The organism is Aminobacterium mobile DSM 12262 (genome assembly GCF_000526395.1).
GTDB lineage: Bacteria > Synergistota > Synergistia > Synergistales > Aminobacteriaceae > Aminobacterium > Aminobacterium mobile.
Genome location: NZ_JAFZ01000001.1, coordinates 316,068 through 340,969 on the forward strand (window position 1 = coordinate 316,068; position 24,902 = coordinate 340,969).

Below are 24,902 nucleotides of genomic sequence, written 5' to 3' on the forward strand. Positions count from 1 at the left end.
CTATTATTGAGCTCTCGATAAAAAGTACCCTAGTATTAGGAGGCATTTGTTATGGCGTCGCAACTTGATAGAAGAACTTTCCGACTCTGCTGGCTCGTAACATATTTCAGTCAGACATTTGTCTCTATGTTCTTTCTCTATCCAGTGGCCATTCAACAGCAGGGATTTCCTTTTATCCTTACCGGGTGGCTCATGAGCATTTTCAGCGTCACATCTACGCTGGTTCGTCCTTTTAGTGGAATAATAACAGAGCGGATAGGCGTTCGGAAAAGTTTGCTCATAGCTTCTATTTTTCTTTTTGCTTCATCACTTCCGTTGTTGTGGGTTCAGTCTTTTTCCGGCCTCATGATCTTGCGGGCGTGTATGGGCTTCTTCTATGGAATTGTGATGGTAGCTATTACTACGTATCAGGCCCTGAGCATTCCGGCCGATCGCCGGGGGCGTTTGTACGCCTGGATCGCTATTGCGTATGTATTGCCTCTCGTAACAATTCTTCCAATAGCCGAATTCTCTCTCTCCCGTATGGGAACGAGCTTTTATCTTATTTTGGCCCCTCTTCTTGTCCTCGCTCTCATTTTTTCTACGAAGTACCTTCCGCGTCTCGCCGAACTGGAACATTCCGATGAAGATGACTCTCCTTTCCCCCATAACAGGAACCAGGCGCAACAATGGGGAAGTTGGAAAGAGATGTTTTCCGTTCCAGGTTTTTGGCCTCTTATGGCGACTCTTCTGACGTGGTCTCTCGTCAATTCCTCTACCTTACAATATATGCCCTCCCTTATTCATTCCAGAGGAATGATTGCCAGTGCTTTTATGATGACAAACGCAGTAGTTTCTCTCTTCTTGCGCTTCCTTGCCACGGGAATTATGGACCGCATAGACCGCACGTTGATAGGAAGCCTTTCCATTGCTCTTATGGGCGCTGTAGTGGTAGGTGCAAAAGTAGCTTTCAGTAACCAGGCTTTCTGCTTTTTAGGAGCTATTTACGGGATAGGCATGGGAATGGGTTTCCCTGTAATGCTTGCTTTAATGCCAGATATATTCCCTCGCCATCTTCAGCCGAAGGGAGTGGCGGCGGGGACTCTTCTTATGGAAGGGGGCTTCATTATAACTCCCTTCATTATGAGTTATGGAGGCTTTCTATGGGGGCTGGAGAATGTTTTGGCTCTTATGGGCGCTTTTGGATGTGCAAATGGATTGTTCCTTGCTTTTAAAGGCTGGAGGCGCTCACGTCGGTGAGAGTGGGCGTCGCATCTATAAGCCTTCGAGTGTATCTGTGTTTTGGGAAGGATAAGAGCTTTTGCGTTGCTCCCTCTTCGCAGCATTCCCCCCGTAACAATATCATGCCTTTCTCTGCTGCAGCCCTGGCGAGATAGAGATCATGTGTAACGAAAATCATAGACATGCCGTATGTTACTCTCTCACATAAAAGATCTACAATATCACTTCGAGTCGAGGCGTCTTGCATGCTTGTAGGCTCATCGCATAAAAGAAGCTCTGGTTCTAAAATCAGAGCTCGAGCCAAAGCGATACGCTGTCTTTGCCCTCCAGAAAGACCAGATCGAACGCGGGTGGAGAGAAGTCGATCTTCCCGTATCCCTAATTTTTCAAGAATATTTCTAGCTCTACCGTACGCTTCAGAGCGGCTTTTTCGCCCATATACGATAATCCATGGTTCTGCTACAGCATCTATAACTGTCAATGTGGGAGGCAGACTGCCGTAAGGATCCTGAGAAACATAACCACATCGTCGTCGAAGCCCTATGCGTTCTTGACGCGAGCAACGATGTATATTTCCCCCGAAAAGAAAAGACGCTCCTTCTGTAGGAGAAATAAGCCCTAATAAAATTCGTAAAAGAGTTGTTTTGCCACTACCTGATTCTCCAATAAGGGCAAGACTTTCTCCCTTTCGTAATATGAGATTTATATTTTTAAGAGCCCAACAACCACGTTCATTTCTTCTCCTGGATGGGAAGAAGACGCTAACCTTTCTTGCCTCTACGAGGAATCCGTTTGTCATGACCAATCTCCTTCTATCTTTTTCAGAGCTTGAACAAGCTGAATTGTATGAGAGTGACGAGGAGCGTTCACTATTTTTGAGGGGCTTCCTTCCTCAACAATCTCTCCGCTTTTCATTACTGCTATCTCATCACAAATATGGGTAGCTAAAGGGAGGTCATGGGTTACGAAGAGCATGCCCATATTTCGTCTTTTTACTAAATTCTTTAGCATAGATATAATCTCTTTCTGAGTAATTACATCAAGAGCAGTTGTTGGTTCATCTGCGAGAAGGAAGGCTGGATCACACGCTAAGGCAATGGCTATGGCCGCTCGTTGCTTCTGCCCTCCAGATAGTTCATGGGGGTATCTTTTTGCAAGAAAAACTTCAAGTTCGGCCTCTTCGAGCAGAGAGGCGCATCTCTTTTTGGCAACTGAGCCGGAAAGTCCAAGATGAACCTCTAAAACTTCTTCTATATGTTCTCCTATGGTGAGCACTGGCGTAAAGGAATTCATAGCTCCTTGCGGAACCAGCGCTATCTCTTTCCATCGAATAGAGTTCAACATACTGTCATTAAGAGTTAAAAGGTTAATATTATCGTAAATAATGGCCCCTTCTACCGTGACTTGGGGAGAAAGGAGCCCTGGGATAGCCATGAGGAGAGAGCTTTTCCCACTTCCAGATTCTCCTACAAGGCCCGTAATGGTGCCTTTATGGAGAGTTAGAGATACGTTCTTGATGGCGAGTACCTTGTTTTTCCCTTCATAGGTTACGGAGAGGTTGATTATATCAATCATGACCGCGCTTCCCCCTTCAAAAGAGGATCCACTCGTTCTTCTAAATATTTCCCCAGATCAAGAAAAACCAGACAGAGCAATGTAATCCCCAACCCTGGGGGAAGAAGTAGCCACCAGGCTCCTTGAGAGAAAGCGCCAAAAGCATAAGCTTCGTGAAGCATCCGCCCCCACGAAATGATGCGAGGATCTGAGAGCCCTAGAAAAGAGATACCTGCCTCAGATAGAATGGCGCCAGGAACTCCCAAGGCGATATTGGCCAAAAGCAGGGGGAGGGTTTCTGGTAGCAAGTGGCGCCAGAGAATATAATGAGTCGGAGCACCAAGACCTCGCAAGCCCTCGATGTAGCCGCTATCTCGCAGAGTAAGTGTCATTGCTCGAACTGTACGAGCCGTCCCCATCCATGAAAAAAGCGAAAGAATAAGAACCAATTGCCAAAGGCCCTTCCCCCAAAAAGCGGCTAAAACCATGAGGATGGGGAGGATTGGGATGGAGAGAAGCACATCTACACCTCTCATAATGAGGGCATCAAGCCATCCCCCAACATAACCACTTAAGAGTCCAAAAGAAAGGCCTAGAAAAGTGGCCAGAAAGGTTGCGCTGATCCCCACTATCAGGGAAACTCTCACCCCCTCTATAAAAAGGAGCAAGACATCTCGGCCGCGCTGATCTGTTCCTAACGCTCCCCACCGCCCTCCCTCTATATGTAAAGCGAGGTCTCCCTTTACAATATATTCTGGGTGATCAAAAGCAAGAGTGTACTCTCCCTCTTCAGGGAAAAGAACCTGAGGAACTTGTGCAAAAGGAGAGGCGCCAAGCATCTCTTTAAAAGCCATGTCCCGCCCGTCTATCTCCAGAGTTGTTTCCCCTTGAGGAAAGAGCAGCAAAAAAAGTTCTCGATCTGGCATTATCCAGAGGAGAGAGACAGGCTTTGTAGCTACAATATACCCTACGAGACGAAGGCGAGCTGGAGGGCTATATGTCCATGCAATAGAGGATTCCCCTTTGTTTTTCGATATGGCGAGGTCTATCGTAGGAGGAAGATTGTGACGTAGCCATAGTGGTTTCGCAAAGGGCGGTGCTACTTCATCAGAAGGAGAAATGCTAAAAAGGGAGGGGCCCACCATTGCCAAGAAGAAGAGGCATAGGAGGACACGGAAGCTCCATCGTCGATGCAGCTCCATTATTTTTCTCTCCTTTCAAAACGAACCCTCGGGTCTACTATGCCGTAAAGAAGGTCAGCAGCCAGGTTGCTGAAAATTGTCAGTAAAGCGAGAAGATAGAAGGCAGCGCTGGCAGCAGGATAGTCGCGACCGGTTACAGAATCGAAGAGGAAACGACCTACTCCATGCAGAGAGAAAACAGTTTCTGTAATGACTGCCCCTGAAATAATCCCTGGTATGGAGAGGAGCAAAATAGTGAGGAGGGGAGGGATAAGAGTGCGGAAAGCGTGATTCCAGACAATTCGTTTTTTCGGGAGGCCTCGAGCCTTTCCCATGGCAATAAAATCTTCCCCCAAAACTTTCACCATAAGGTTTCGCACATAGAGAGCCCATCCTCCAAAACTGAGAAGGACTAAAGATCCTACAGGCAACATAAGATGCCACACGTAGTCGATTATGGAGACCCAGAATCCTTGAGGAGGAGGGATGGAGACACTGCCTCGAAGTGGGAAGAGGGGAAGAGCGTAAGCAAAAGCCATAAGTAGAATGAGTTGCAAAAAGAAAGAAGGAAAAGAGAAGGAAAGAGCGCCGCCCCATAGAACAATTCTCTCTCCCCAGCACCCCCTTTGTAACGCAGCTCGTATACCAAGCCATGTGCCAATACCTGCAGAAAGGAGCAACGCTGATCCGAGCAGCGCAATAGTATTGGGGAGACGGGAGGATAGCTCTTCCCAAATAGGCCGAGCGGTGAGAAAAGACAATCCAAAATGGAAAGTGACCATTTGTTTCATATAGAGAATAAATTGAGTCTCCAGAGGCTTATCCAGACCGTATAGACGTTGCAATTCCATCTTGGCTTCAGGAGAAAATCTGGGATCCAGAATGGTTCCTACAGGATCTCCCGGCATAAGGCGGAAGAGCAAAAAATTTAAGACAAGAACAATGAACAGAACGAGAATGGAGCCTGCTATTCGTCGAGCCCAGTAATTTTTCATGGTTGATCCCTCATTTGCGAAGAAGCCAGAAGTGGGGGTTGCGTATAAAGTGAACGTACTCTCCAGGGCGATATTCTTTGAAGATAAAGGGCCCTGACCCCACCAACTGGGAGAGTCCCTCTTCGCCTTCCAACGGGGTTTGTGCTGGTTTCCAACTCTGCCAATCCGATACTTTTTCCAGTATATGACGAGGAAAAATAGGGAGCCCCCCAATATTATGGAGATGCCAATAGCTCGTGGTCTTCATAGTAACCTCCAAGGTGTATTCGTCAGGCGTCTCAACTTTATCAACATCACTCACAGCATCATAAAATCGAGGTGGCCGATGTTTTTTAAGAAAGCTAATAGTAAAAGCAGGGTCAGAAGCTGTCAGGGGACGTCCGTCCTGCCACGTAACCCCTTTCCTAATATGGAAGGAGAGTTTTGTTGCCGGAAGGTCTCCCTCTCTTATAGTCTCTATCTTCCATGATTCAGCGATCCATGGAAGATCGCCCAGGTTTTCAGGATTTATTGCCAGAAGGGCGTCGTAAATAAGTGACAGAACGTTCCAGTCATAGGCGGAACTGGCTGTTAGAGGGTTGAGAGAGCGTGGCTCATCTGCAAGAGCTACACGAAGGGGTTCCATAGAACCTTCCCTCGGTTCCATGCGCAGGAAACTCCATATATTATCCGATGTTGTATAGGAAGTGGCATACGTCCCTTTCCACAACGTCGAAGCGGCGGATATGGAATATCGACTGTAGATCGGAACTACTGGCACAATGTCTGCCAACATCTTTTGGGCTTCAGAAGCTGCCAATCGAGCAGAGGCTTCGTCGTGGGCCCATCGAAGCCTTTCGAGAATGCTATCCAGGTTGGAATTATATATGCCAGGAATATTATATCCGCCCTTTACGTCCATAGAGGAGTGGTATAAGGCGAACAAGGAATCTGGGTCCCGTGTCATCTGCCACGCCAAAACATATGCATCGAATTTTCGCTCGTCCAGCAGTGCGATCATAGTAGAAAAATCCATGGGTTCGACCTCTATGGGAATCCCAATGGCTCGAAGAGAAGCCGCAGCTTGTTCGGCGATCTCTGCTGTTGTGGGAGCTATCTGAGCAGTAGGCGAGAGGAGCTTCTGTGGAGTAAGAGTTCTTTTAGCATCAGGTCCGGTCCCATCTGGAGATACGAGGATGCCATTTTTGTTCCAGCTCCAGCCAGCTTCCTGTAGACGTTTTTTCGCATGATCAGGGTTATAAGGGTAGGTAACCACATTTTGTTCAAAGTAGGGAGAAGCTGGAGGTAAAAAGGTAGACAGTGGCTCTGCATAGCCCGAGAAAAGGTCTCGTACCAGTTTCTCTCGTGGAATTGCCTCGCAAACGGCCTGGCGTAACGCTACAGAGTTCCATGGAAAGGCTCGTAAATTAAAACCGAGGAAAAATCCGTGGAATCCTTTTGCAAGAGACATGCCTATTGAGAGATTCTGAGACAACCTCTCAATATCTACAGGTCGAGCAATATCACTGAGGATATGAACCTGCCCCTTCTCCAGAGCCAAAAGTTGGGCATCAGGATCACGTACAATTATCAAATATAAATCTGTAACACGAGGACCAGAAAAAGAGCTCATCTCAAAAGCTCTTGCAGACACTGGTAAAATCATGACGAAACTAAGAATAAAAATAGCTACAATTATCAGTGTACGCTTCATCTTCTCACCCCCATAAAATGGTGCCAGGTCTTGAATTGCGCAGCGTTTTTATAACTTCATTTTTATCGTGTTCTTTTTATTGTCCATTGTAATATTATTTTTTATTCCTGCCCCATGTATTTACCGATAAAGATGTTTAGATTGTTTCATTATATAATATAGGGATAACTATTTTTTAATATAGGGGGGATACCATGTCTATCTTAAAAGAATTCAAAGAGTTTGCCGTGAAGGGTAACGCTATGGATATGGCGGTAGGAATCATTATTGGTGGAGCATTTGGGAGCGTTGTTTCTTCTTTGGTGAATGATGTAATAATGCCGCCTATTGGGTTACTTATGGGCAATGTAGATTTTAAAGATGTTTTTTGGGTTTTGAAGGAAGGGGCGACGGCTGGGCCCTATGTTTCTTTGGCGCAAGCAAAAGAGGCTGGAGCTGTTACATTGAATGCAGGTTTGTTTATTAACTCCATAGTAAGCTTTCTTATAGTGTCCTTCGCTGTTTTTGTCCTTGTGAAAAATTTGAACCGACTAAGAAAACCATCAATGCCAGCACCGAAACCACCAGTAAAAATATGCCCGTACTGCTTCACTGAAATTCCTGAACAGGCTCTTCGATGCCCAGCTTGTACTTCTACTTTGGAAAAATAAAATAAGGCCAGATCTTGAAATGTTCAGGATCTGGCACGGCCTTATAATATGGGAATGTAGGTGCAGATTAATGGAAATATGGGGTTATAGGAGATGAAAATACGTAAGTTAAGGTTTTGCAACGCTGGATTTCTGGGCTCGGGACATGGCATCATTTGTTGTTCCTTTATACTATATGCCTTCCTCTTTTTTGCCCCAACATCTCAGGCTGTAACGATAGCTCCTGTCCTTCAATCTGATCACGGCATTGTTGTTGCGATGAATCCTGATGCCGCTAAGGTTGGGGCAGAAATTTTGGAGAAAGGTGGGAATGCTTTTGATGCGGCTATAGCAGTGAGTGTGGCTTTGGGAGTGGTAGAGCCCTATGGTTCTGGTTTGGGGGGAGAGGGGTATCTTATTGGCAGAACAGCTGATGGGGAGAGATTTGCTTTGGACTTTCGCAGCGTTGCTCCTCATTTGGCTACATATGAAAATATAAGAAAGAGTAAGATGTCATTTGCGAAGACGATGCAAACTCTGAAGGGGGCAGGTGTTCCCGGCCTTCCCGCTGCTCTGGAATACATTCATAAAAAGCTGGCAACCATGCCTTTATCGGATTTGATATCGCCGGCTATCCACTTAGCGGAAGAAGGATTTGTGGTTACTAAGGAATTCGCCCAGGCAGTGGCTTTTTACTACGATCACCTGATCCTTTCCGCTCCTGATTTTCTAAAGAACGGACAGCAACTTTGGAAAGAGGGAGACCGATGTTTCAATCTACCTTTGGCCCAAACGCTTCGCATTTTGAGTCAAGAAGGATTGCAATCGTTTTATAGTGGTTCTATTGCTGATTCTATAGAAACATTTATGAAACACAACGAGGGCTGGATTCAAAAAGGAGATCTTCAGTCTTATAGTGTATGTGCGCGAAGCCCTCTTCATGGAACGTATCGAGACTACGATATATATGTAGCGGGAATGCCAGCAGGAGGGCCGCGTCTTATTGAAACCCTCAATATTTTGGAGAAATTCAATATCTCTGCTTTTGAATGGGACGACCCATTACGAATACACCTTATGCAAGAAATTTTTATCCTTACAGCACTGGATCAGGAAAAATTCGTAGGTGATACATCTTTTGACGATCTGCCAGAACATGGTCTAGTAGATAAAAAATATGCTCAACGTCGTTTTATGGAGCTTAATCTATCTCAGGCTTCTTCCCCAGAGGAATGGAAACAACGCTACGGAAATCCTCTCCTTTTTGAAGAGGGCAAAAAATTCTCAGATATTTTAATAGAAGAAAAACCCTATAAAGCTCCTATAGAAAACAAGGAAATTGTGCCTGTAGAATCATCCTCTACAACCCATTTTGCCATAGTGGACCAATGGGGGAATACTGTTTCCTGGACACAGACCATATCCGATTTTTGGGGAACAGGCTATTGGGTAGGAGGTTTTTTTCTTAACAACGAATTATGTAATTTCCAAGATGGATCCGCACAGGGAGACCCGCTTTACATGGAAGAAGGGAAACGCCCTCGCACTACAATTGCCCCTTTAATTATAGAAAAGGGCGGAAAGATTAAGTGGGTGCTTGGAACGCCTGGAGGAGGACGTATCGTTTCCACCTTAGTTCAGGTAATAGTAGATCTTGTCGATTTTCATATGACCCTTGAGGAGGCTGTAAAAGCTCCTAAATTTGTAGGCTACACTCTGTATCCAGAGTTGCGCATGGAAGACGCTTTCCCTGTGAACACTATAAAATGCCTTGAGAAATTTTTCGGCCATACTGTGAAATTGTACCCATATCCAGATGCATTTTTTGGTGGATTAAATGCCATTGGTGTCAATGAAAATGGCATCGTTCAAGGAATAGGCTCTCTGCGCCGCAATGGTGCTGCTGGAAAATAAATGACATCACCCTTACAAACAAGAAAACAAATGACAGTAAAAAATAAGTATTTTTTAAGTACTTTTAATGGACAAAGGCAATTTTTTCACGAAAGGAGAGGGAGTATTATGACTATCGATAAGAGGATCCGCCTCTACGAGGGAGACATAACGACTATGGCGGTGAATGCCATTGTTAATGCCGCAAATACGTCTCTTCTTGGCGGTGGCGGAGTGGATGGTGCTATTCATAGAGCTGCGGGCCCCGAGTTGCTTAAAGCCTGTCGTTCTCTTGGAGGGTGTGCCACTGGAGATGCAAAGATAACAAAGGGATATAATCTTCCCGCCTCTTACGTCATCCATACCCCCGGGCCGGTTTGGCACGGCGGAACGAGGGGGGAAGCAGAGCTTCTGGCTTCATGCTACCGTCGAAGCCTGGAACTTGCAAGGGATCATGACTGTACTACAATAGCGTTCCCGGCTATAAGCTGTGGTGTCTATGGCTATCCTGTTGCGGAAGCATGCTCAATAGCGCTGAATACGATTTCGGATTTCCTGGCGAACGACCAAAAAATCAAGGTAGTTTATCTGGTTGCCTTTGGTTCGGTGATTGCGAGGGAATACGAGAAACTTGGGGTGCCTGCGGCGGAAGAAATATAATTTCGCAGAGAGGGAAAAGAGAGGCGCCGTTTTTCCTTCTCTGCTATTCCACACTGTATCCTTGCGAGCATCGCTATCCGAATCTTTTTTGATGCCACGCCCAGGCTGTTTCGACAATCTGTTCCAAAGCGGCATAGCGTGGTTCCCATTCCAAAGTCTTGATAGCTTTTTGAGAGGAAGCCACGAGTTTCGCGGGATCTCCCCAACGTCGTGCTCCGTCTATAGTGGGGACGGGATGTTGGGTTACCTTTCGTACTGTTTCTATAATATCGAGAACAGAATAGCCGCTTCCATTCCCAAGGTTATATGTTTCTATGGAGGCTTTCCCTGCTAAAAGGCGCTGTAATCCTAAGACATGAGCTTGTGCCAAGTCCGTTACATGAATGTAGTCTCGCACACACGTACCGTCCTTTGTAGGGTAGTCTCCACCGAAAATAGCAATAGACGCACGCCGCCCCAGCGCCACATCAAGTACAAGAGGAATCAGATGGGTTTCAGGAGAGTGATCTTCCCCTGTACGTCCCTGGGGGTCTGCCCCTGCGGCATTAAAATAACGGAAAGAAATACTTTTAAGTCCATAGGCGTCATAATAGCGGCGCAACACACTTTCGAGGAAGAGCTTTGTTTCGCCATATACATTTGTGGGTGTTTTGTTGGCTTCTTCTGAAATTGGCACAGTTTCAGGCTCGCCATAAACAGCGGCTGTAGAAGAAAGCACAAAAGACATAACGTTATGGCTTCTCATCGCGCGTAAAAGATTGAGTGTCCCAGTTATATTGTTCCAATAGTATCCTTCTGGTTCCTTCATAGACTCCCCTACAAGACTGAGAGCTGCGAAGTGAAGTACACCTTCAATAGGATATGTATCAAAAACTTTTTGTACAAAAACTTCATCTCGTAAGTCGCCTTCCGCGAGATAGGGAGAAAAGACAAGATCTTTATGCCCGCGGCTGAAATTATCGAGAACGACTACATGGAAGCCAGCTTCCTGTAAAGCCAAAACTGCTGTGCTACCTATATACCCAGCTCCTCCTGTGACGAGAATCATTGCTATCACCCCTTAAAAATACAAACAATTGAAGTATACCTGAAAAAGTTTGAGAGTGCTTTCTCTTTTGTGTTTTTTGTATAATTGAATAGAGAGTGCTAGACCTTTATTTAGAAATATGATAGCGTGATAAACGCTGGTTTGAGGCCGGCTATTCGATTTATTTAGGAGGAAAAATCTTGAAACAGGGAACAGTCAAATGGTTTAATGCGACGAAGGGCTATGGGTTTATTACGAGCGATGAGGGGAAAGATGTCTTTGTCCATTTTAGCGCTATTCAGGGGGATGGTTTCAAGACTCTCGATGAAGGTCAGCGAGTTTCCTTCGATGTAACAGCCGGCGCAAAGGGAGATCAGGCAGCAAACGTTATAAAACTTTAGTTTTATAACGTAACGTCAAGTCTTGAATGTATGCAATTGTGCTTAAAGTATACGAATAAAGCATGTTGATAGAGAAGGTGGCCCAAAGGTACATGGGCTGCCTTTTTTTATGTGCCACTTCCTTGCTGCTCTATACCTAAGTTATGCAATGTATCCTCTCTTTTCTGTGCCCATGCGAATTGTTGCGTGCTATACGCAATGTTGACAATTACAACTGAAAGTGGATCCGCTTTTTTCTCCTCATTTGAAACCGAATTCTATTTTTCTTAAGTATATACAAGTTTAAAAAATTTAAAGATATCCTCTTGACTGAGAAATATTGCTGTGTTAATGTTCAAATGTCCAACAGCCATACTGTAGGATATTGTTTAAAGAGAGGGGGGTGCGGAATGTTTGATTCGAAACCGCTTCTGCAAATGTGCAGTATCTGTAAGGACTTTTACGGCAATAAAGTTCTGGAAGGTATCGATTTTCACTTGAAGCGGGGAGAAATTATAGGCTTAGTGGGGGAAAACGGAGCTGGAAAATCAACCCTCATGAACGTTCTGTTTGGAATGCCTGTTATCCATGACACAGGCGGTTATAGTGGAAAAATTCTAATAGAAGGGGAAGAGGTTCATTTTACTAACCCTTTGGACGCTATTGATAACGGAATAGGAATGGTTCATCAAGAATTTTTCCTCATCCCAAGCTTTACCGCAACAGAGAATATCCTTCTCAATAGAGAAGTCTCTCGATACAACCCTTTAGTTGAAGTTTTTGGTGATCGTTTTCGATTGTTGGATAGACCCGCTATGAAAAAACGCGCAGAAAAAGCGATACAGGTTTTGGGGGTAGATATCCACCCAGATGCGCTCGTTTCAGAGATGCCGGTAAGTTATAAACAATTTACTGAAATAGCGCGCGAAATAGATAGAGAGCAGATGAAAATTTTAGTTCTCGATGAGCCCACTGCCGTACTAACGGAGTCTGAGGCAGAGACTTTCTTGAAGACATTAAAGAGACTATCTGCGAAAGGAATTGGTCTCATCTTTATATCTCATAGGCTTCAGGAAGTTCTAGATGTATGCGATCGCATTATCGTTTTAAGAGATGGCCGGGTTATTAGAGATATTCCCACATCAGAAGCGGATATTCGAAGCATTGCATCGTGGATGGTTGGTCGCGAGATTAAAGAAAGCTCAACACAAGTCAATAAAAGAGAAAAAACAAAAAGGCCTGTAGTTTTATCTGTTCAGAACTTACAAGTGGATATGCCTGGAGAAAAAGTAAAAAATGTTTCTTTCGATGCTTTTGGTGGAGAAATATTAGGTATTGGAGGACTTGCAGGGCAGGGGAAGCTCGGTATCCCCAATGGCATTATGGGATTGTTCCCTTCCAGGGGAACTGTCTTATTAGATGGCAAAGAACTTAAACTTAATGATCCTCTTTCCTCATTACGGTCAGGCCTGTCTTTTATCTCAGAAGATAGAAGGGGAGTTGGTCTTCTCCTCGATGAGTCCATAGCTTTAAATATTGCCTTTACTGCCATGCAGGTCCATGAACGATTTATTAAAAAACTCCTCGGTGGATTTATTAAATGGAGGAATGAGGAAGAATTGTATCAATATGCAGAGGACTATATAAAAAAGTTAGATATAAAGTGTACTGGACCAAACCAAAGGGTTATAGAACTTTCCGGAGGAAACCAGCAAAAAGTGTGTGTCGCAAAGGTCCTTGCCACTTCCCCTCACGTCCTCTTTGCTTCAGAACCTACTCGGGGCATTGATATAGGGGCAAAACAGCTTGTCCTTGATGTTTTAAAGGAATTTAACGAAAAATTGGGGACGACTATTATTGTGACGAGTTCTGAACTTCAAGAGCTTCGTTCTGTCTGCCATAGAATTGCAATTGTTAGTGAAGGGGAGATAGCAGATATCCTCCCAGCAGATGCTCCTTTGGAAGAATTCGGTCTCCTTATGCTTGGCAATAAGAAAAAGGAGGAAGCAACTCATGCATAACTCCCAACAAATAGAAAGAATCGTAGCGCAATTTGGTTGGCCTCGTGTCATTATTGCTTTCTTTCTTGTGATACTCTTTGCTATTGCTCCTTTTGTTGGCGTTCGCGTGGATACGTCCTTAAGCGACACATTAGTTAGGGTAGGAATGAACGGCATTATGGTGTTAGCCATGGTTCCCATGATCCAGTCTGGTTGTGGCCTTAACTTTGGGTTGCCTTTAGGTGTTATAGCTGGGCTTGTTGGCGCAGTGACATCTATGGAATTTTCCTTACAGGGATTTACAGGTTTTTTTGTAGCTCTTTTAATTGCTATCCCTCTCGCGGCTCTTTTAGGCTATATCTATGGCTGGATTTTAAATCTGGCGAAAGGCGATGAAATGATGATCGCCACCTATGTAGGTTTTTCCTCTGTGGCTTTTATGTGTATGATGTGGCTCCTTTTGCCCTATCGTAATCCACTCATGCTGTGGGGATTTGGTGGTAGTGGTTTGCGAACTACGATCAGTCTCGAAGGTTTTTGGCTTGAAGTTTTGAACAAATTTTTAGCTTTCCGTATTGGTAATTACTTCTTTTTCCCAACAGGCACCTTCCTTTTTTTTGTGGCGGCATGCTTTTTAGTGTGGGCTTTTTTCAGAACGAAAACAGGAACTGCTATGACATCTGCAGGGAGTAACCCGCAATTTGCCAGAGCTAACGGCGTTAATGTCGATCGCATGAGAGTTTTATCGGTAATTATATCTACTGTTCTGGGTGCAGTTGGGATGGTTGTGTACGAACAAAGTTATGGTTTTATCCAGCTCTATATGGGGCCTTTTTACATGGCTTTCCCAGCTGTAGCAGCAGTGTTGCTAGGTGGAGCTTCTGTAAACAAAGCGACAATTACGAACGTTGTTATAGGAACGTTGCTCTTCCAAGGAATACTGACCATGACCCCTTCTGTTATTAACGGTCTTCTAGAGACAGACATGTCAGAGGTTATTCGAATCATTGTCTCTAATGGCATGATTTTATACGCTCTTACCAGGAAAGAGCAGGTGAAAAAAAGATGAAAAAACATTCTTTAAAGGGGTTTATATTATCGAACATAGTTCCCATCATATTTCTTGTTTTCGCTCTTTTCGCCATTCCTATCTCAGGCTTAAGTTGCCACTATCTTCTTCAGGAAATGATAACTCGCCTGAGCCGTAATACTTTTCTGGTTTTATCTCTTCTTATACCAGTACTTGCCGGAATGGGATTGAATTTTGGAATGGTTCTTGGCGCAATGGCCGGGCAAATTGGTTTAATCCTTGCCGTCGATTGGGGTGTTGCAGGTATTCCGGGCTTGTTGATAGCAGCTTTGATAGGAACCCCCATATCCATTCTTTTAGGCCTTCTTTGTGGGTATGTAATGAATAGAGCAAAAGGCAGGGAAATGGTGACTTCGTATATTTTAGGATTCTTCATGAATGGGGTTTACCAATTCGTGGTTCTTTATTGTATGGGATCGATTTTCCCACTCAAAGATCCTGAACTTTTGCTCTCTAGAGGGTACGGCGTAAGGAACACAATGGCTCTTCCCGGCATTAGGAAGGCGCTGGATTCTCTTGTGACAATAGAAATACAAGGGCTTTCTATCCCTGTAGCAACTTTTGTGGTTATTTTAGCCTTTTGTCTCCTTTTGGTCATGTTTGAAAAGACAAAACTTGGGCAAGACATGCGGGCTGTAGGTAAGGATATGGCCGTTGCAGATGGGGCTGGAATTCCTGTGGAAAAAACGCGTATCGTGGCCATTATTATTTCCACTCTTCTTGCTTGTTACGGGCAAATTATCTTCCTGCAAAATCTTGGAACCATAAATACCTACAATAGTCATGAACAGACAGGTATTTTCGCTATAGCAGCGCTCCTTATTGGTGGTGCCACAGTTTCGAAGGCACGTATTTCCAATGTTTTTATCGGAGTCCTCCTCTTTCACTTAATGTTTGTGATCTCACCGACTGCTGGAAAAAATCTTATAGGGGATGCGCAGCTTGGTGAATACTTTAGGGTATTTGTTTCTTACGGGATTATTGCTGTAACTCTTTTGCTTCACGCGTGGGAACGACGTCGAGCTCGAATAGCTCGAATGAAAATGGAAGACGAAGATCTGGTTTAGAAGAGAAGAGGTGATTTGCCTTGAGCACTTTAAAGAGAAGAATACTTTTACGGACTCTTCTTGTGGTGGCTTTAGTTTTCTTTGGGGTTTTTTTAGTTTTTATAGGTAAACGGCATGTTGTCGTTTTTGCGAATGAAGAGATACAGCAAAATGGAGAAGTTTTTCCAGCTTTAGATTGTGTTCGTATTACAGCAGGAGAAGAAAAATTTGAACTTGAGTCAGAAGATAGGATTGCAATAGAAGTTGCCGGCTTAAAGAATGTCTTTTTAATAGAGACTTTATCAGATGGAGTGATTGGTAAATCTATAACTTTTCCTCTTTCTTTAAAGCTTGAGCGAATGGTTATCGTCTCTCTACCTCTTGTTGCAGCAGGTTCCTCTGATGTCATAGTGACAGAATAATCATAATGCATATATGTTGGAGGTGTAGTTCATGTCTCAGTATGAAGATCTTGCACTGAAAATGGACGAGTATATTTGCAAAAACCTTGATGAACTTGGAACACTCAGCGACTGGATAGCAGAGCACCCAGAACTCAGCCATGAGGAATACGAGACGTCCAAAGTTTTATGTGAAGCCCTAGAAAAAGAAAATTTTACAATAGAACGACCATATGCGGGGTATGACACAGGTTTCAACGCATTCTTTAAAAATAGAGGAGACGATGCCCCTACTGTAGGGCTTCTTGCCCAATATGATGCCTTACCTGAAGTAGGGCATGGTTGTGGCCATAATATGTGTGGAGCTATTTCAGTTCTAGCGGCAAGAGCTCTCAAACATGTACTGGAGAAAGAAAATATTCCTGCCCAGATCAGAGTTATTGGCACTCCGGCGGAAGAAACAACAGGTGAAAAAGTACCCATGGCAAAAGCGGGACTTTTTGACGACTGTGATCTTGTCCTCATGGCTCATCCAGAAACAGGGAGCTCTTTTATAGGTTTTAATTCTCTAGCTGTAGATCCCTTCGAGTTTACTTTTGCTGGGAAATCAGCCCATGCAGCGGCGTCTCCTTGGGAGGGAAAAAATGCTCTTAATGGCCTTCAGCTGTTTTTGCACGGAATAGATATGTTACGCCAGCATGTCAGACCAGAAGTACGTATGCATGGCATTGTTACAGAAGGAGGATCGGCGCCCAATATAGTTCCAAGCAAAGCGGCGGCGAGACTGCTTTTAAGAGCCCCTTGGAGAACCTATTTAAATGAAGTTGTAGAGCAGGTTTTTGATTGCGCCAGAGGAGCGGCTATAGCAACTCAAACGGAAGTATCTTGGAGCAAATGTGGATATAGCATGGATAATATGCTCCCCAACCCTACCGGTAAAAATATGCTCAAAAAAATTATGGAAGAAGAAGTAGGAGAGCCTATTAATGATTATCCGAGCCTTACTGGTTCTACAGATATGGGTGCTATTTCGTGGAGGCTTCCCACTTTGGAACTGCTTATTTGTGTTTCTGAACAAGAAATTGCACCTCACACTGTCGATTTTGGGCGAGCATGCCGTGGAGGCAAGGCGAGGAGTGCCCTGAGCAAAGCTGCAAGGGGATTGGCCAGGGCTAGCCTAAAAACTATTTTAGATGAAACGTTGCGAATAAGGATGAAAGAAGACTATGAAAAGCAAAAACACATTCAACTATAAGAACGTAATGAAAAGGAGGAGGTAAAGACTATACGTTTCAAAGAGTTGCAAAGGGGAAACATTGAGAGGGAACTGTGAAGATAAAAATGTAGTAGGGGGTGCTTTTTATGAAAAAGGTTGTTTGTCGTTTTTTATGTGCTGTATTTTTAGTGTGCTCTTTTTCTGGATTAGCATTAGCAGAAGCGCCATTCCATATCGGTATCGTTACTCCAACAGTTTCTCAAGCTGAAGATAATTACCGGGGAGCAGAGGCTCTATTGAAAAAATATGGTGATGTGGCGGATGGAGGCATGGTTAGACATCTCACATCTCCAGATAACTTTAACGCGGAAATGGAGACGACAATTACTCAAATTGTAAGTCTTGCCGATGATCCTCTAATGAAAGTAATTGTTGTTGATGAGGCTGTTCCTGGAACAACAGAGGCTTTTAAAAGAATTATGGAGAAGCGGCCAGATATTGTAAGACTTGCAGGTAATCCCCTCGAAGATCCTAATATGATTTGTCCAGTAGCTTCTCTTGCTGTAATGCCAGATCATATTAGCCGAGGATACACAATTATATATGGTGCGAAAGAAATGGGAGCTGATACGTTTGTCCATATTTCTTTCCCACGTCATTTGAGCATAGAACTTCTTTCAAGGCGTATGCATATAATGGAAGAAGTATGTAAAGACTTAGGTCTTAAGTTTGTTCAGGAAACAGCGCCAGATCCTACATCAGATGTAGGAGTGGCAGGCGCGCAACAGTACGTCCTTGAAAAAACGCCAGCATGGCTTGAAAAATATGGGAAAAATGCGTGTTTCTTTACGACGAACCAAACTCATATTGAGCCATTGTTGCGACAATTGACCCACCATCATGGCGGTTACTTTTTGGAAGCAGATAGTCCGTCTCCATTGAAGGGATATCCAGGGGCTTTTCATCTAGATCTTGAGAAGGAGAAGGGTAATTGGGAAGCCATTATGGCTAAAATAGAAAAAGCAGTAGTAGATGCCGGAGCTGGTGGAAGACTGGGTACATGGGCGTACTCTACTGCCTATGCTACTGCTGCAGGGCTTGGCGAGTTCGGGAAATGGGTAGTAGAAGGGAAAACCGACATTAATGACACGGAGGCGCTAAAAAAAGCTCTTGAGACATATACTCCGGGAGCATCATGGAGAACAATGTACTATACAGATAAAAATACAGGTGTAAAGATGAAAAATTATCTCCTTATTATGCAAGACTCCTACGTCTTTGGGAAAGGGTTCCTCCATTTGACGGATGTTGAGATACCTAAGAAATACTACAAAATAAAGTAAGAAATAGTTTGTTTTAGTAAGAAAGAGGGAAGCAGATAAAAGCTTCTCTCTTTCTCTTATACGAGGAGGATATGATGGATTACGTAAAAAGATTTAACAAACTTCTCGAAATTCTTCAAAATAGCAATTTAGATGGAATTTTTTTAGCTCCCTCTTCAGATCTGGAATACACCACAGGCCTTAAGCTTCATCCTGACAGTCGATTTAAAGGAGTCATGATCTCTAAAAATGGAGAATCTTTTGCTCTCTGCCCCTCCCTTTATCGCGAAGAAATGGAGGCAGCTCTTCCTGAAAGTACGGCCATTTTGGAATGGAAAGATGGTCAAGGATTTGTGGAAGTATTTAAAGATGGGATAAAAGCCTTAGGCCTTAACAATGGAAGAGTTGCATTTAATGCAGGAGTGAAAGCTGTAGATATGCTTGATGCAGTTTTAGAGACGAACATAACGTGTGTAAATGGGGCATCGGTTCTTTCGCCTCTTCGACGTAGTAAAGATGAGCAGGAACTTGATTTTTTGAGAGCGGCATCAAGAAATAATGATGCAGTTATGGAAGACCTGAAAAATTTCATCCGCCCAGGAGTTACGGAAAAAGATATAGCGAAGCATATTATGTTTCTCCATGAGAAAAGAGGGGGGGTTCCCCGGTACCCTGTTGTAGCCTCTGGAATAAATGGGTCGATGCCACATTATGGAGGCCAAGACAATCGAATTATTCAAAACAAAGACATTATTATCGTTGATACTGGGGCTTGGTATAACAGCTACAATTGTGATATGACACGAATGTTTTTTATAGGGGATCCGACGGAAGAACAGAAAAAGGTATATAGAATTGTTCTAGAAGCACAAAATGTTGGAGAAGAAGAGGCTACGCTAGGAGCCATACCGGAGGATATAGACAATAAGGCGAGAAAAGTTATTGAAACAGCAGGTTATGGTGCTGCTTTTACCCACCGTTTAGGTCATGGAACTGGTATGGATCCTCATGAAGATCCCTTTATCGTAGCAGGAAATAAAAGACCTCTGGAGGTTGGGAACTGTTTCAGCATAGAACCGGGGATTTATCTAAAGGGGGCATTTGGGGTCCGTATAGAAAATCTTATTGCTATTACAGAAACGGGTCCTGAAGTATTAAATAAACTAGATAAAGAAATGATCATTCTATAAAATTGCGAGTAGCCCTTTGAAGGGTTACTCGCAATTCTTTTGCGCATCAAGGCTTAATAATTGACTTTTAAGCATATGTTCAATGTGTTTCTTTACGCTTTCACGTGCTTTACCTATGTCTCTATTGAGTATGCAGTTTAATATTGCTTCATGTTCTGTCATCATCTCTTGCCAGCTAGACAAGGGAAGCCTTGTATATCTATATCTTTGTGCATTAATTTCTTCTCGTATGGAGGCTAATATTTTAACAGCCAAGCTGTTTCCTGCTATTTCAGCTAGATATTCATGGAATTTAGTATGTGAGGAAGGATTGATAGCTTCATTTTTATTGCCTCGTTCTAAAAAAACAATTTCTTTGAGAGTTTCAAGGTCCTCTTCTGTTGCCCGTTCTATAACCCATTCTACAATTTGTGTCTCTAAAAGAATTCGAATTTCCATTAATTCTCGTATGGAAACATTTTCCGATAAGTGTTCAACGAGCTCATTGTTTGCCAAATATCGCAGCGCATTGGCAGAAATGTATGTGCCATCTCCAGATCGGGATTCGACGATGTTATATATTGAGAGAGCTTTTAAAACTTCTCGGATGCAATTTCTGCTGACTTGAAATATCTCAGCAAGAGCTAGTTCCCCTGGGATCTTTTCTCCAGGTTTCCATGCCCCTTTTTTTACTGCTTCGAGCATTTGTTCTAAAACATTTTCATATAACGTAGATTTATTAGCAGGCTTTATCATTTATATCCTTTCTGAAGCATTAAAAATAATGTGTTCTTATTTCAATACGACCTAACGCTGTTCTTTTTCGTGTAAACGTTCCAAGATCTCATATTGGCCGTGAGACAGGTGTTTATACATAATCTTTTTGGCTTTCTCTGGATTCCGCTCTTTTATAGCTTGACATATTTCCCAATTTTCTTTCTTGAAAGCAGCAAGGTTCTCAACTGGCGAGGTTTTGAAAATAAGTCGTTGCGTCGCGAGTTCATTGCGAATAGATCCAAGTAACCGCAATAAAAAACGATTTCCCGCCATCTCTGCTAAGACATTATGAAATTTATCGTGAATATCTACATCCGGATGTTCCTCGTCTTTTAATAAAAGCTCCTCCATTTTTTGAATTTGTTGCTCAGTAGCCCGTTGTGCTGCCCAATAAGCAATTTGGCCTTCTAACAATTGCCGAGCTTCCACAAGCTCTTTTAATGTAGACTCTTCAAAAAGGCTTGCAACAAACTCAGTGTTAGTAATATTGCGAAGAGCATTTATAGATAAATACGTGCCATCACCAGGACGCGCTTCAACAATTCCTGAAAGTTCAAGAGCCTTTAAAACTTCTCGAATACAATTTCGGCTTACCCCGAAGGTTTTCGCTAAAGCTTGTTCTCCAGGCAACTTCATACCAGGTTCCCATATATTTTTTTTAATAGCATCAATAATTTGGTTGAGAACGCTTTCATGAAGTGTCGATTTACTTGCCGGTTTAAACATTATATCCCCCTTACGTATAAGACCTTGTTAAAGTATATACTATTTGAACTCCGTGAAGAGACATAAAAATAGATTTTATATTTTATATAACAATTTTATAGTCTCTCTTTCTCCTTTTTCTCCAGAATCCCTTTTTGCGAATGGGCGAGGTGTTGGATCATAGTTTCTCGTGCCTTTTCTGGAGCCCGTGCTTTTACCGCCTGACAGATTTCCCAGTGGTCTTTCCGAAATTGTTCCAGATCTGTAGAGGGCCATGACTTAAACATAATTCTTTGAGCAGATACTTCATTTCGTATGGAATCTAAAAGACGCAATAGAAAGGGATTCCCGGCTACTTCCGCCAGAAAATTATGAAATTGGTTATGTATATCTACGTTGGGAACGTCTGTTTCTTCCATCAAAATATGCTCTAAGATATTCACATCTTCCTCAGTAGCCCGTTCGGCTGCCCAGTAGGCAATTTGTCCTTCCAGAAGTTGCCGTGCCTCCATGAGCTCTGCAAGAGTGCTTTCCTCGAAGAGAGAGGCAACAAGTTCTGTATTAGCTATGTTACACAAAGCACTGTCGGAAAGATATGTGCCGTCACCAGCTCGGGCTTCGACTATCCCTGTAAGCTCAAGAGCTTTTAAAACCTCTCGTATGCAGTTCCGACTTACGCCGAAGGTTTTCGCCAAAGATTGTTCCCCAGGTAATTTCATACCCGGTTCCCAAGCCTTATTTTTTATGGCGTTGATCATTTGATGTAGCACATTTTCATGAAGAGTTGCCTTGTTTGCGGGTTTAAACATAAGATCCTCCTGTATTCAATACAGTTTTATTTATAAAATTTTATTTTTTCAGGCTTGACGTTATTGCCTTGCTGTGATAATGTTCAATTGTTCAACAGCAGGGCATAAGATCATTTCTACTATATCCTACCATTCTCTATCAGTAAAGCTCAAAGATACGTAACAATTAATGAAGGGGGAGGTTTTTTCTATGAATACGTTGTTGATGAGCCAGAATGAAATCAAAGAGCTTATTACGATGAAAGATGTAGTTGAGGCCTGCGACAAAACCTTTCAAGGAATGGGCGACGGAACTGTTATTAACCCCACGAAAGTCAATCTAGATCTTGGAGAAACAGCATCGTTCCCTCCTTATAGTGGATTTATGAATGCTATGCCTGCCTATGTTGGATGGTCAGACACGGCTGGAATAAAGTGGGCTGGCGGGTTCTTAGGCGAACGTAAAAAAGTTGGTCTTCCCTATATTACCTCTCTTATTATGCTCATAGATCCTAAAATGGGCAACTTCACAGCAGTGATGGATGGTGCATACATTACCAATCTTCGTACAGGTGCTCAGACAGCGGTAGCCCTTAAGTATCTTTTCCCTAGAAAATCTCTTCGTTTATGTCTCTATGGAGCGGGAATGCAGGGGCATACTCAGACCATGGCCATTTCCCAGCTTTTTGACATAGAAGAAGTACACGTATACGACATTAGTAAAGCAGCTGCTGAGCGCTATGCCTCTGACATGGCTTCTTATGTAAAAGGGAAAATTCATATTGCGAATACCCCCGAAGAAGCAGCGGATGGAGATGTGGTCGTTTGTGTTACTCAATCAAAAGATAAGTTTTTTAAAAATGAGTGGTTTAAGCCAGGAATGTTGCTTTTCCCTATGGGATCATATCAGGAATGTGATAATGATTGTATTTTAAACGCGGATAAAATAATAGTAGATCATATTGGACAGACCCTTCACCGCGGCGCTCTTGCAGAACTTGGTACCTCTGGACGGATCACAGAAAAAGACATTTTTGCCACCATCGGCGAATTAGCTGCTGGAAAAAAGAAAGCCTCTGTAGCTAACGGAGAAAAGATTCTCTGTATCCCCATTGGAACAGGCGCTATGGATATTGGTGTGGCTTCAGTTGTGCTTGACAGAGCTAAGAAGAGCCAACGCGGAAAAACGTACGCATTTGTATAGAACAAGCGGGTAGCGCCGCACATAAAGAATGGGTGTCGTTAGGCGAGTACGACACCCATTCTTTAAAAGAGTAAGAGGGGAGGGTCTGGGATGTCAGAGTCAAAAAGTTTTTTTAACACCATTCTTTATTGGGCAGCAAAAGCGCAAGATGTAGTTTTGGTTTTTCTGATGTCATTCATCTCGATTCTTGTTTTTGGCCAGGTTGTGTTGCGCTATGTTTTTAAAGCCCCCCTTATGGGAATAGAAGAGTTGCTTCTTTTTCCCACAACATGGGCATATCTTATCGGGGCTATAAAAGCTTCGGCAGACAAAAATCAGATAGTGGCCAGGGTGCTCGAAGTTTTTATGCGGAAACAGAAATCAGTGTATTTAGTGCGTGCCATTGCTGCTGCTTTAAGTGGAGTTGTTCTAATTTGGCTTTCCTATTGGGGATACGATTATCTCAAATATGCTCTACGTGTCCAAAAAGAAAGTCCCACGCTCTTTATTCCCATGATTTGGTCTGAGTCTCTTGTTTTTGTCAGTATGGCTTGCATGACCTTCTATACCATCGTTGAATTTTTTGGTCATGTTCGAGACTTTATCCGAACACCTCAAGACGTGCTAACCCAGATGGAAGTGGAAGAGGAGGTATATTAAATGGTATCTGTTGCTCTTATCGCTTTATTAATTCTCGTTGTATTCCTCTCCCTCGGTGTTCCTTTACCTTTCTGTTTTGGTGGAGCCCTTATGTATATGAGCATTATAGGTGGCGTATCCATGAAAGGCATGATGATGTGGGGGTTGCAACAGATTTTGAGCCCTGTCCTGCTCTGTGTCCCCCTCTTTATTTTTGCAGGAAGTTTAATGAGTCAAAGCGGTATTGCAAAATATCTACTTGATCTAGTGGACGTTTTTGTAGGGAGAGTAAAGGGTGGTTTAGGTGTTGTAGCTACAGTAAGTTGCGCCATTATTGGCGCTATCTCTGGCAGCGGTTTTACAGGAGTAGCAGCAGTGGGTCCTATCCTTATTCCACGCATGGTTGAGCAAGGATACCCAAAAGGTTACGCTACGGCTCTTGTCACAGATTCTTCTATTCTTGGGCTCCTTATTCCTCCAAGTGTTATTTTGATTGTCTACGGCTGGGTCACCGAAACATCTATCTTAGCCTGTTTTCTTGCCACAGTAGGGCCGGGAATCCTCGTTACTATTTTCTTTTCCATCATTAATCTTATATGGGCTAAACGGTTCCCTCTCAAACTGGAGCCAGAGCTTAAAAAAGAAGAAAAAATGCGCGAAATTGTTCATCGAGGTTGGAAAGCATTACCAGCCCTCATGATGCCAGTTATTATTCTTGGCGGAATTTATGGGGGAATTATGACTCCTACAGAGGCCGCAGCAGTAGCTGTTATATATGCAATTCCTGTAGGTTTCCTAATTTATAAAGGGCTTAAAGCTAAAAATTATTATGAGGTAGCCAAAAATTCTGCAATATCCGTTGGATCTATCATGGTCATGATTTTATGTAGCCTCATGCTCAGCCAGACATTTGTTATGCTTCAAATTCCTCAAGCTATTGTAAAAACTATGTTTGGAATTACACAGAATAAGGTTATATTGTTGGTCCTCATCAATCTTCTTCTTTTCTTCATAGGCATGATTGTGAATGACCTTACAGGAGTTATTCTTGTCGCGCCCTTACTTTTACCATTAGCTTTAGCCATAGGAATTCACCCTATCCATTTTGCCTCCATTCTTGGTGTTAACCTCGCAGTCGGCGGTGTCACGCCACCCTATGCGAGCATCCTTTATTTAGGAATGAAGATTGGAGAGGTGGAATTTGTTGAGATTCTTCGTCCAGCAATGACTTTTCTTTTGTTGGGCTATATCCCCGTTATGATCCTTACTACATTTTGGCCCCCTCTGTCCCTTTTCCTTCCTGGAATTATGGGATTTTTACAGTAGTGGGTAT

24 protein-coding genes are annotated in these 24,902 nt (G+C 43.2%); 15 read left to right on the forward strand and 9 right to left on the reverse strand.

Features of this window, described 5'->3' with window-relative positions; translation table 11 throughout:
* The first annotated feature begins 51 nt into the window (after positions 1-51).
* A complete protein-coding gene (locus tag K360_RS0101495; RefSeq protein WP_024821419.1) occupies positions 52-1,239 on the forward strand; it encodes an MFS transporter in 1,188 nt (395 codons plus the stop codon).
* On the opposite strand, the gene K360_RS0101500 is transcribed toward K360_RS0101495, so the two are convergent.
* Genes K360_RS0101500 through K360_RS0101520 form a run of 5 tightly spaced genes read right to left on the reverse strand, consistent with a single transcriptional unit; the run spans position 1,211 to position 6,644 of the window.
* Positions 1,211-2,020, reverse strand: a complete 810-nt coding sequence (locus tag K360_RS0101500) for an ABC transporter ATP-binding protein (protein ID WP_024821420.1) — start codon at positions 2,018-2,020, stop codon at positions 1,211-1,213. The genes K360_RS0101495 and K360_RS0101500 overlap by 29 nt on opposite strands.
* Positions 2,017-2,796 carry an ABC transporter ATP-binding protein gene (locus K360_RS0101505; protein WP_024821421.1) on the reverse strand — a complete coding sequence of 260 codons (780 nt, stop codon included), beginning with the start codon at positions 2,794-2,796 and terminating at the stop codon, positions 2,017-2,019. The genes K360_RS0101500 and K360_RS0101505 overlap by 4 nt, the downstream gene beginning before the upstream one ends.
* Positions 2,793-3,977 (reverse strand): ABC transporter permease, encoded by a 1,185-nt coding sequence (locus K360_RS0101510; RefSeq protein ID WP_024821422.1) that lies wholly within the window; start codon positions 3,975-3,977, stop codon positions 2,793-2,795. Before K360_RS0101510 ends, K360_RS0101505 begins: the two co-directional genes overlap by 4 nt.
* Positions 3,977-4,951: an ABC transporter permease gene (locus K360_RS0101515; protein ID WP_024821423.1), complete on the reverse strand. Its 975-nt coding sequence runs from the start codon at positions 4,949-4,951 to the stop codon at positions 3,977-3,979. The genes K360_RS0101510 and K360_RS0101515 overlap by 1 nt, the downstream gene beginning before the upstream one ends.
* A 10-nt stretch (positions 4,952-4,961) precedes the next feature.
* Complete coding sequence (locus K360_RS0101520; protein ID WP_024821424.1) at positions 4,962-6,644, reverse strand: ABC transporter substrate-binding protein; 1,683 nt, start codon at positions 6,642-6,644, stop codon at positions 4,962-4,964.
* 194 nt (positions 6,645-6,838) lie between these two features.
* On the opposite strand from K360_RS0101520, the gene mscL reads away from it, so the two are divergent.
* From mscL to K360_RS0101535, 3 genes are all read left to right on the forward strand, one after another.
* Positions 6,839-7,294 carry a large-conductance mechanosensitive channel protein MscL gene (gene mscL, locus K360_RS0101525; protein ID WP_034326166.1) on the forward strand — a complete coding sequence of 152 codons (456 nt, stop codon included), beginning with the start codon at positions 6,839-6,841 and terminating at the stop codon, positions 7,292-7,294.
* A gap of 93 nt (positions 7,295-7,387) precedes the next feature.
* Positions 7,388-9,187, forward strand: coding sequence for a gamma-glutamyltransferase (gene ggt, locus K360_RS0101530; RefSeq protein ID WP_024821426.1), 1,800 nt, complete (start codon positions 7,388-7,390; stop codon positions 9,185-9,187).
* A gap of 108 nt (positions 9,188-9,295) precedes the next feature.
* Positions 9,296-9,826, forward strand: a complete 531-nt coding sequence (locus K360_RS0101535) for an O-acetyl-ADP-ribose deacetylase (RefSeq protein WP_024821427.1) — start codon at positions 9,296-9,298, stop codon at positions 9,824-9,826.
* Positions 9,827-9,899: 73 nt separating this feature from the next.
* On the opposite strand, the gene galE is transcribed toward K360_RS0101535, so the two are convergent.
* The gene (gene galE, locus K360_RS0101540) at positions 9,900-10,874 is read right to left on the reverse strand and encodes a UDP-glucose 4-epimerase GalE (protein ID WP_024821428.1); all 975 of its coding nucleotides are present in this window, start codon (positions 10,872-10,874) and stop codon (positions 9,900-9,902) included.
* A gap of 176 nt (positions 10,875-11,050) precedes the next feature.
* Between galE and K360_RS0101545 the strand changes: the two genes are divergently transcribed.
* From K360_RS0101545 to K360_RS0101580, 8 genes are all read left to right on the forward strand, one after another.
* Entirely contained in the window at positions 11,051-11,254 is a 204-nt protein-coding gene (locus K360_RS0101545) for a cold-shock protein (RefSeq protein ID WP_156923315.1), read from the forward strand.
* 389 nt (positions 11,255-11,643) lie between these two features.
* A complete protein-coding gene (locus K360_RS0101550) occupies positions 11,644-13,254 on the forward strand; it encodes a sugar ABC transporter ATP-binding protein (RefSeq protein WP_024821430.1) in 1,611 nt (536 codons plus the stop codon).
* Positions 13,247-14,302, forward strand: coding sequence for an ABC transporter permease (locus K360_RS0101555; RefSeq protein WP_024821431.1), 1,056 nt, complete (start codon positions 13,247-13,249; stop codon positions 14,300-14,302). Before K360_RS0101550 ends, K360_RS0101555 begins: the two co-directional genes overlap by 8 nt.
* Positions 14,299-15,390 carry an ABC transporter permease gene (locus K360_RS0101560; RefSeq protein ID WP_024821432.1) on the forward strand — a complete coding sequence of 364 codons (1,092 nt, stop codon included), beginning with the start codon at positions 14,299-14,301 and terminating at the stop codon, positions 15,388-15,390. Before K360_RS0101555 ends, K360_RS0101560 begins: the two co-directional genes overlap by 4 nt.
* 20 nt (positions 15,391-15,410) lie before the next feature.
* The gene (locus K360_RS0101565; RefSeq protein ID WP_024821433.1) at positions 15,411-15,791 is read left to right on the forward strand and encodes a DUF6672 family protein; all 381 of its coding nucleotides are present in this window, start codon (positions 15,411-15,413) and stop codon (positions 15,789-15,791) included.
* Positions 15,792-15,822: 31 nt separating this feature from the next.
* On the forward strand, positions 15,823-17,025 hold the full coding sequence (locus K360_RS0101570) for a M20 family metallopeptidase (RefSeq protein ID WP_024821434.1): 1,203 nt from the start codon (positions 15,823-15,825) through the stop codon (positions 17,023-17,025).
* Positions 17,026-17,132: 107 nt separating this feature from the next.
* A complete protein-coding gene (locus tag K360_RS0101575; RefSeq protein WP_024821435.1) occupies positions 17,133-18,329 on the forward strand; it encodes a DUF3798 domain-containing protein in 1,197 nt (398 codons plus the stop codon).
* A 71-nt stretch (positions 18,330-18,400) separates the two neighbouring features.
* A complete protein-coding gene (locus K360_RS0101580; RefSeq protein WP_084043835.1) occupies positions 18,401-19,498 on the forward strand; it encodes a M24 family metallopeptidase in 1,098 nt (365 codons plus the stop codon).
* Between the two features lie 24 nt (positions 19,499-19,522).
* Here the strand turns inward: K360_RS0101580 and K360_RS0101585 are convergent, their stop codons facing one another.
* The 3 genes from K360_RS0101585 to K360_RS10395 form a co-directional block, all read right to left on the reverse strand.
* Entirely contained in the window at positions 19,523-20,233 is a 711-nt protein-coding gene (locus K360_RS0101585) for a FadR/GntR family transcriptional regulator (RefSeq protein ID WP_024821437.1), read from the reverse strand.
* Positions 20,234-20,284: 51 nt separating this feature from the next.
* Positions 20,285-20,980, reverse strand: coding sequence for a FadR/GntR family transcriptional regulator (locus K360_RS10390; RefSeq protein WP_024821438.1), 696 nt, complete (start codon positions 20,978-20,980; stop codon positions 20,285-20,287).
* A 95-nt stretch (positions 20,981-21,075) separates the two neighbouring features.
* Positions 21,076-21,768, reverse strand: coding sequence for a FadR/GntR family transcriptional regulator (locus tag K360_RS10395; protein ID WP_024821439.1), 693 nt, complete (start codon positions 21,766-21,768; stop codon positions 21,076-21,078).
* 190 nt (positions 21,769-21,958) lie between these two features.
* On the opposite strand from K360_RS10395, the gene K360_RS0101600 reads away from it, so the two are divergent.
* The 3 genes from K360_RS0101600 (at position 21,959) to K360_RS0101610 (ending at position 24,895) form a co-directional block, all read left to right on the forward strand.
* Positions 21,959-22,951 (forward strand): ornithine cyclodeaminase family protein, encoded by a 993-nt coding sequence (locus tag K360_RS0101600; protein ID WP_024821440.1) that lies wholly within the window; start codon positions 21,959-21,961, stop codon positions 22,949-22,951.
* Positions 22,952-23,041: 90 nt separating this feature from the next.
* A complete protein-coding gene (locus tag K360_RS0101605; RefSeq protein ID WP_024821441.1) occupies positions 23,042-23,590 on the forward strand; it encodes a TRAP transporter small permease in 549 nt (182 codons plus the stop codon).
* The gene (locus K360_RS0101610; protein ID WP_024821442.1) at positions 23,591-24,895 is read left to right on the forward strand and encodes a TRAP transporter large permease; all 1,305 of its coding nucleotides are present in this window, start codon (positions 23,591-23,593) and stop codon (positions 24,893-24,895) included. It abuts the gene before it with no gap.
* Positions 24,896-24,902 lie beyond the last annotated feature (7 nt).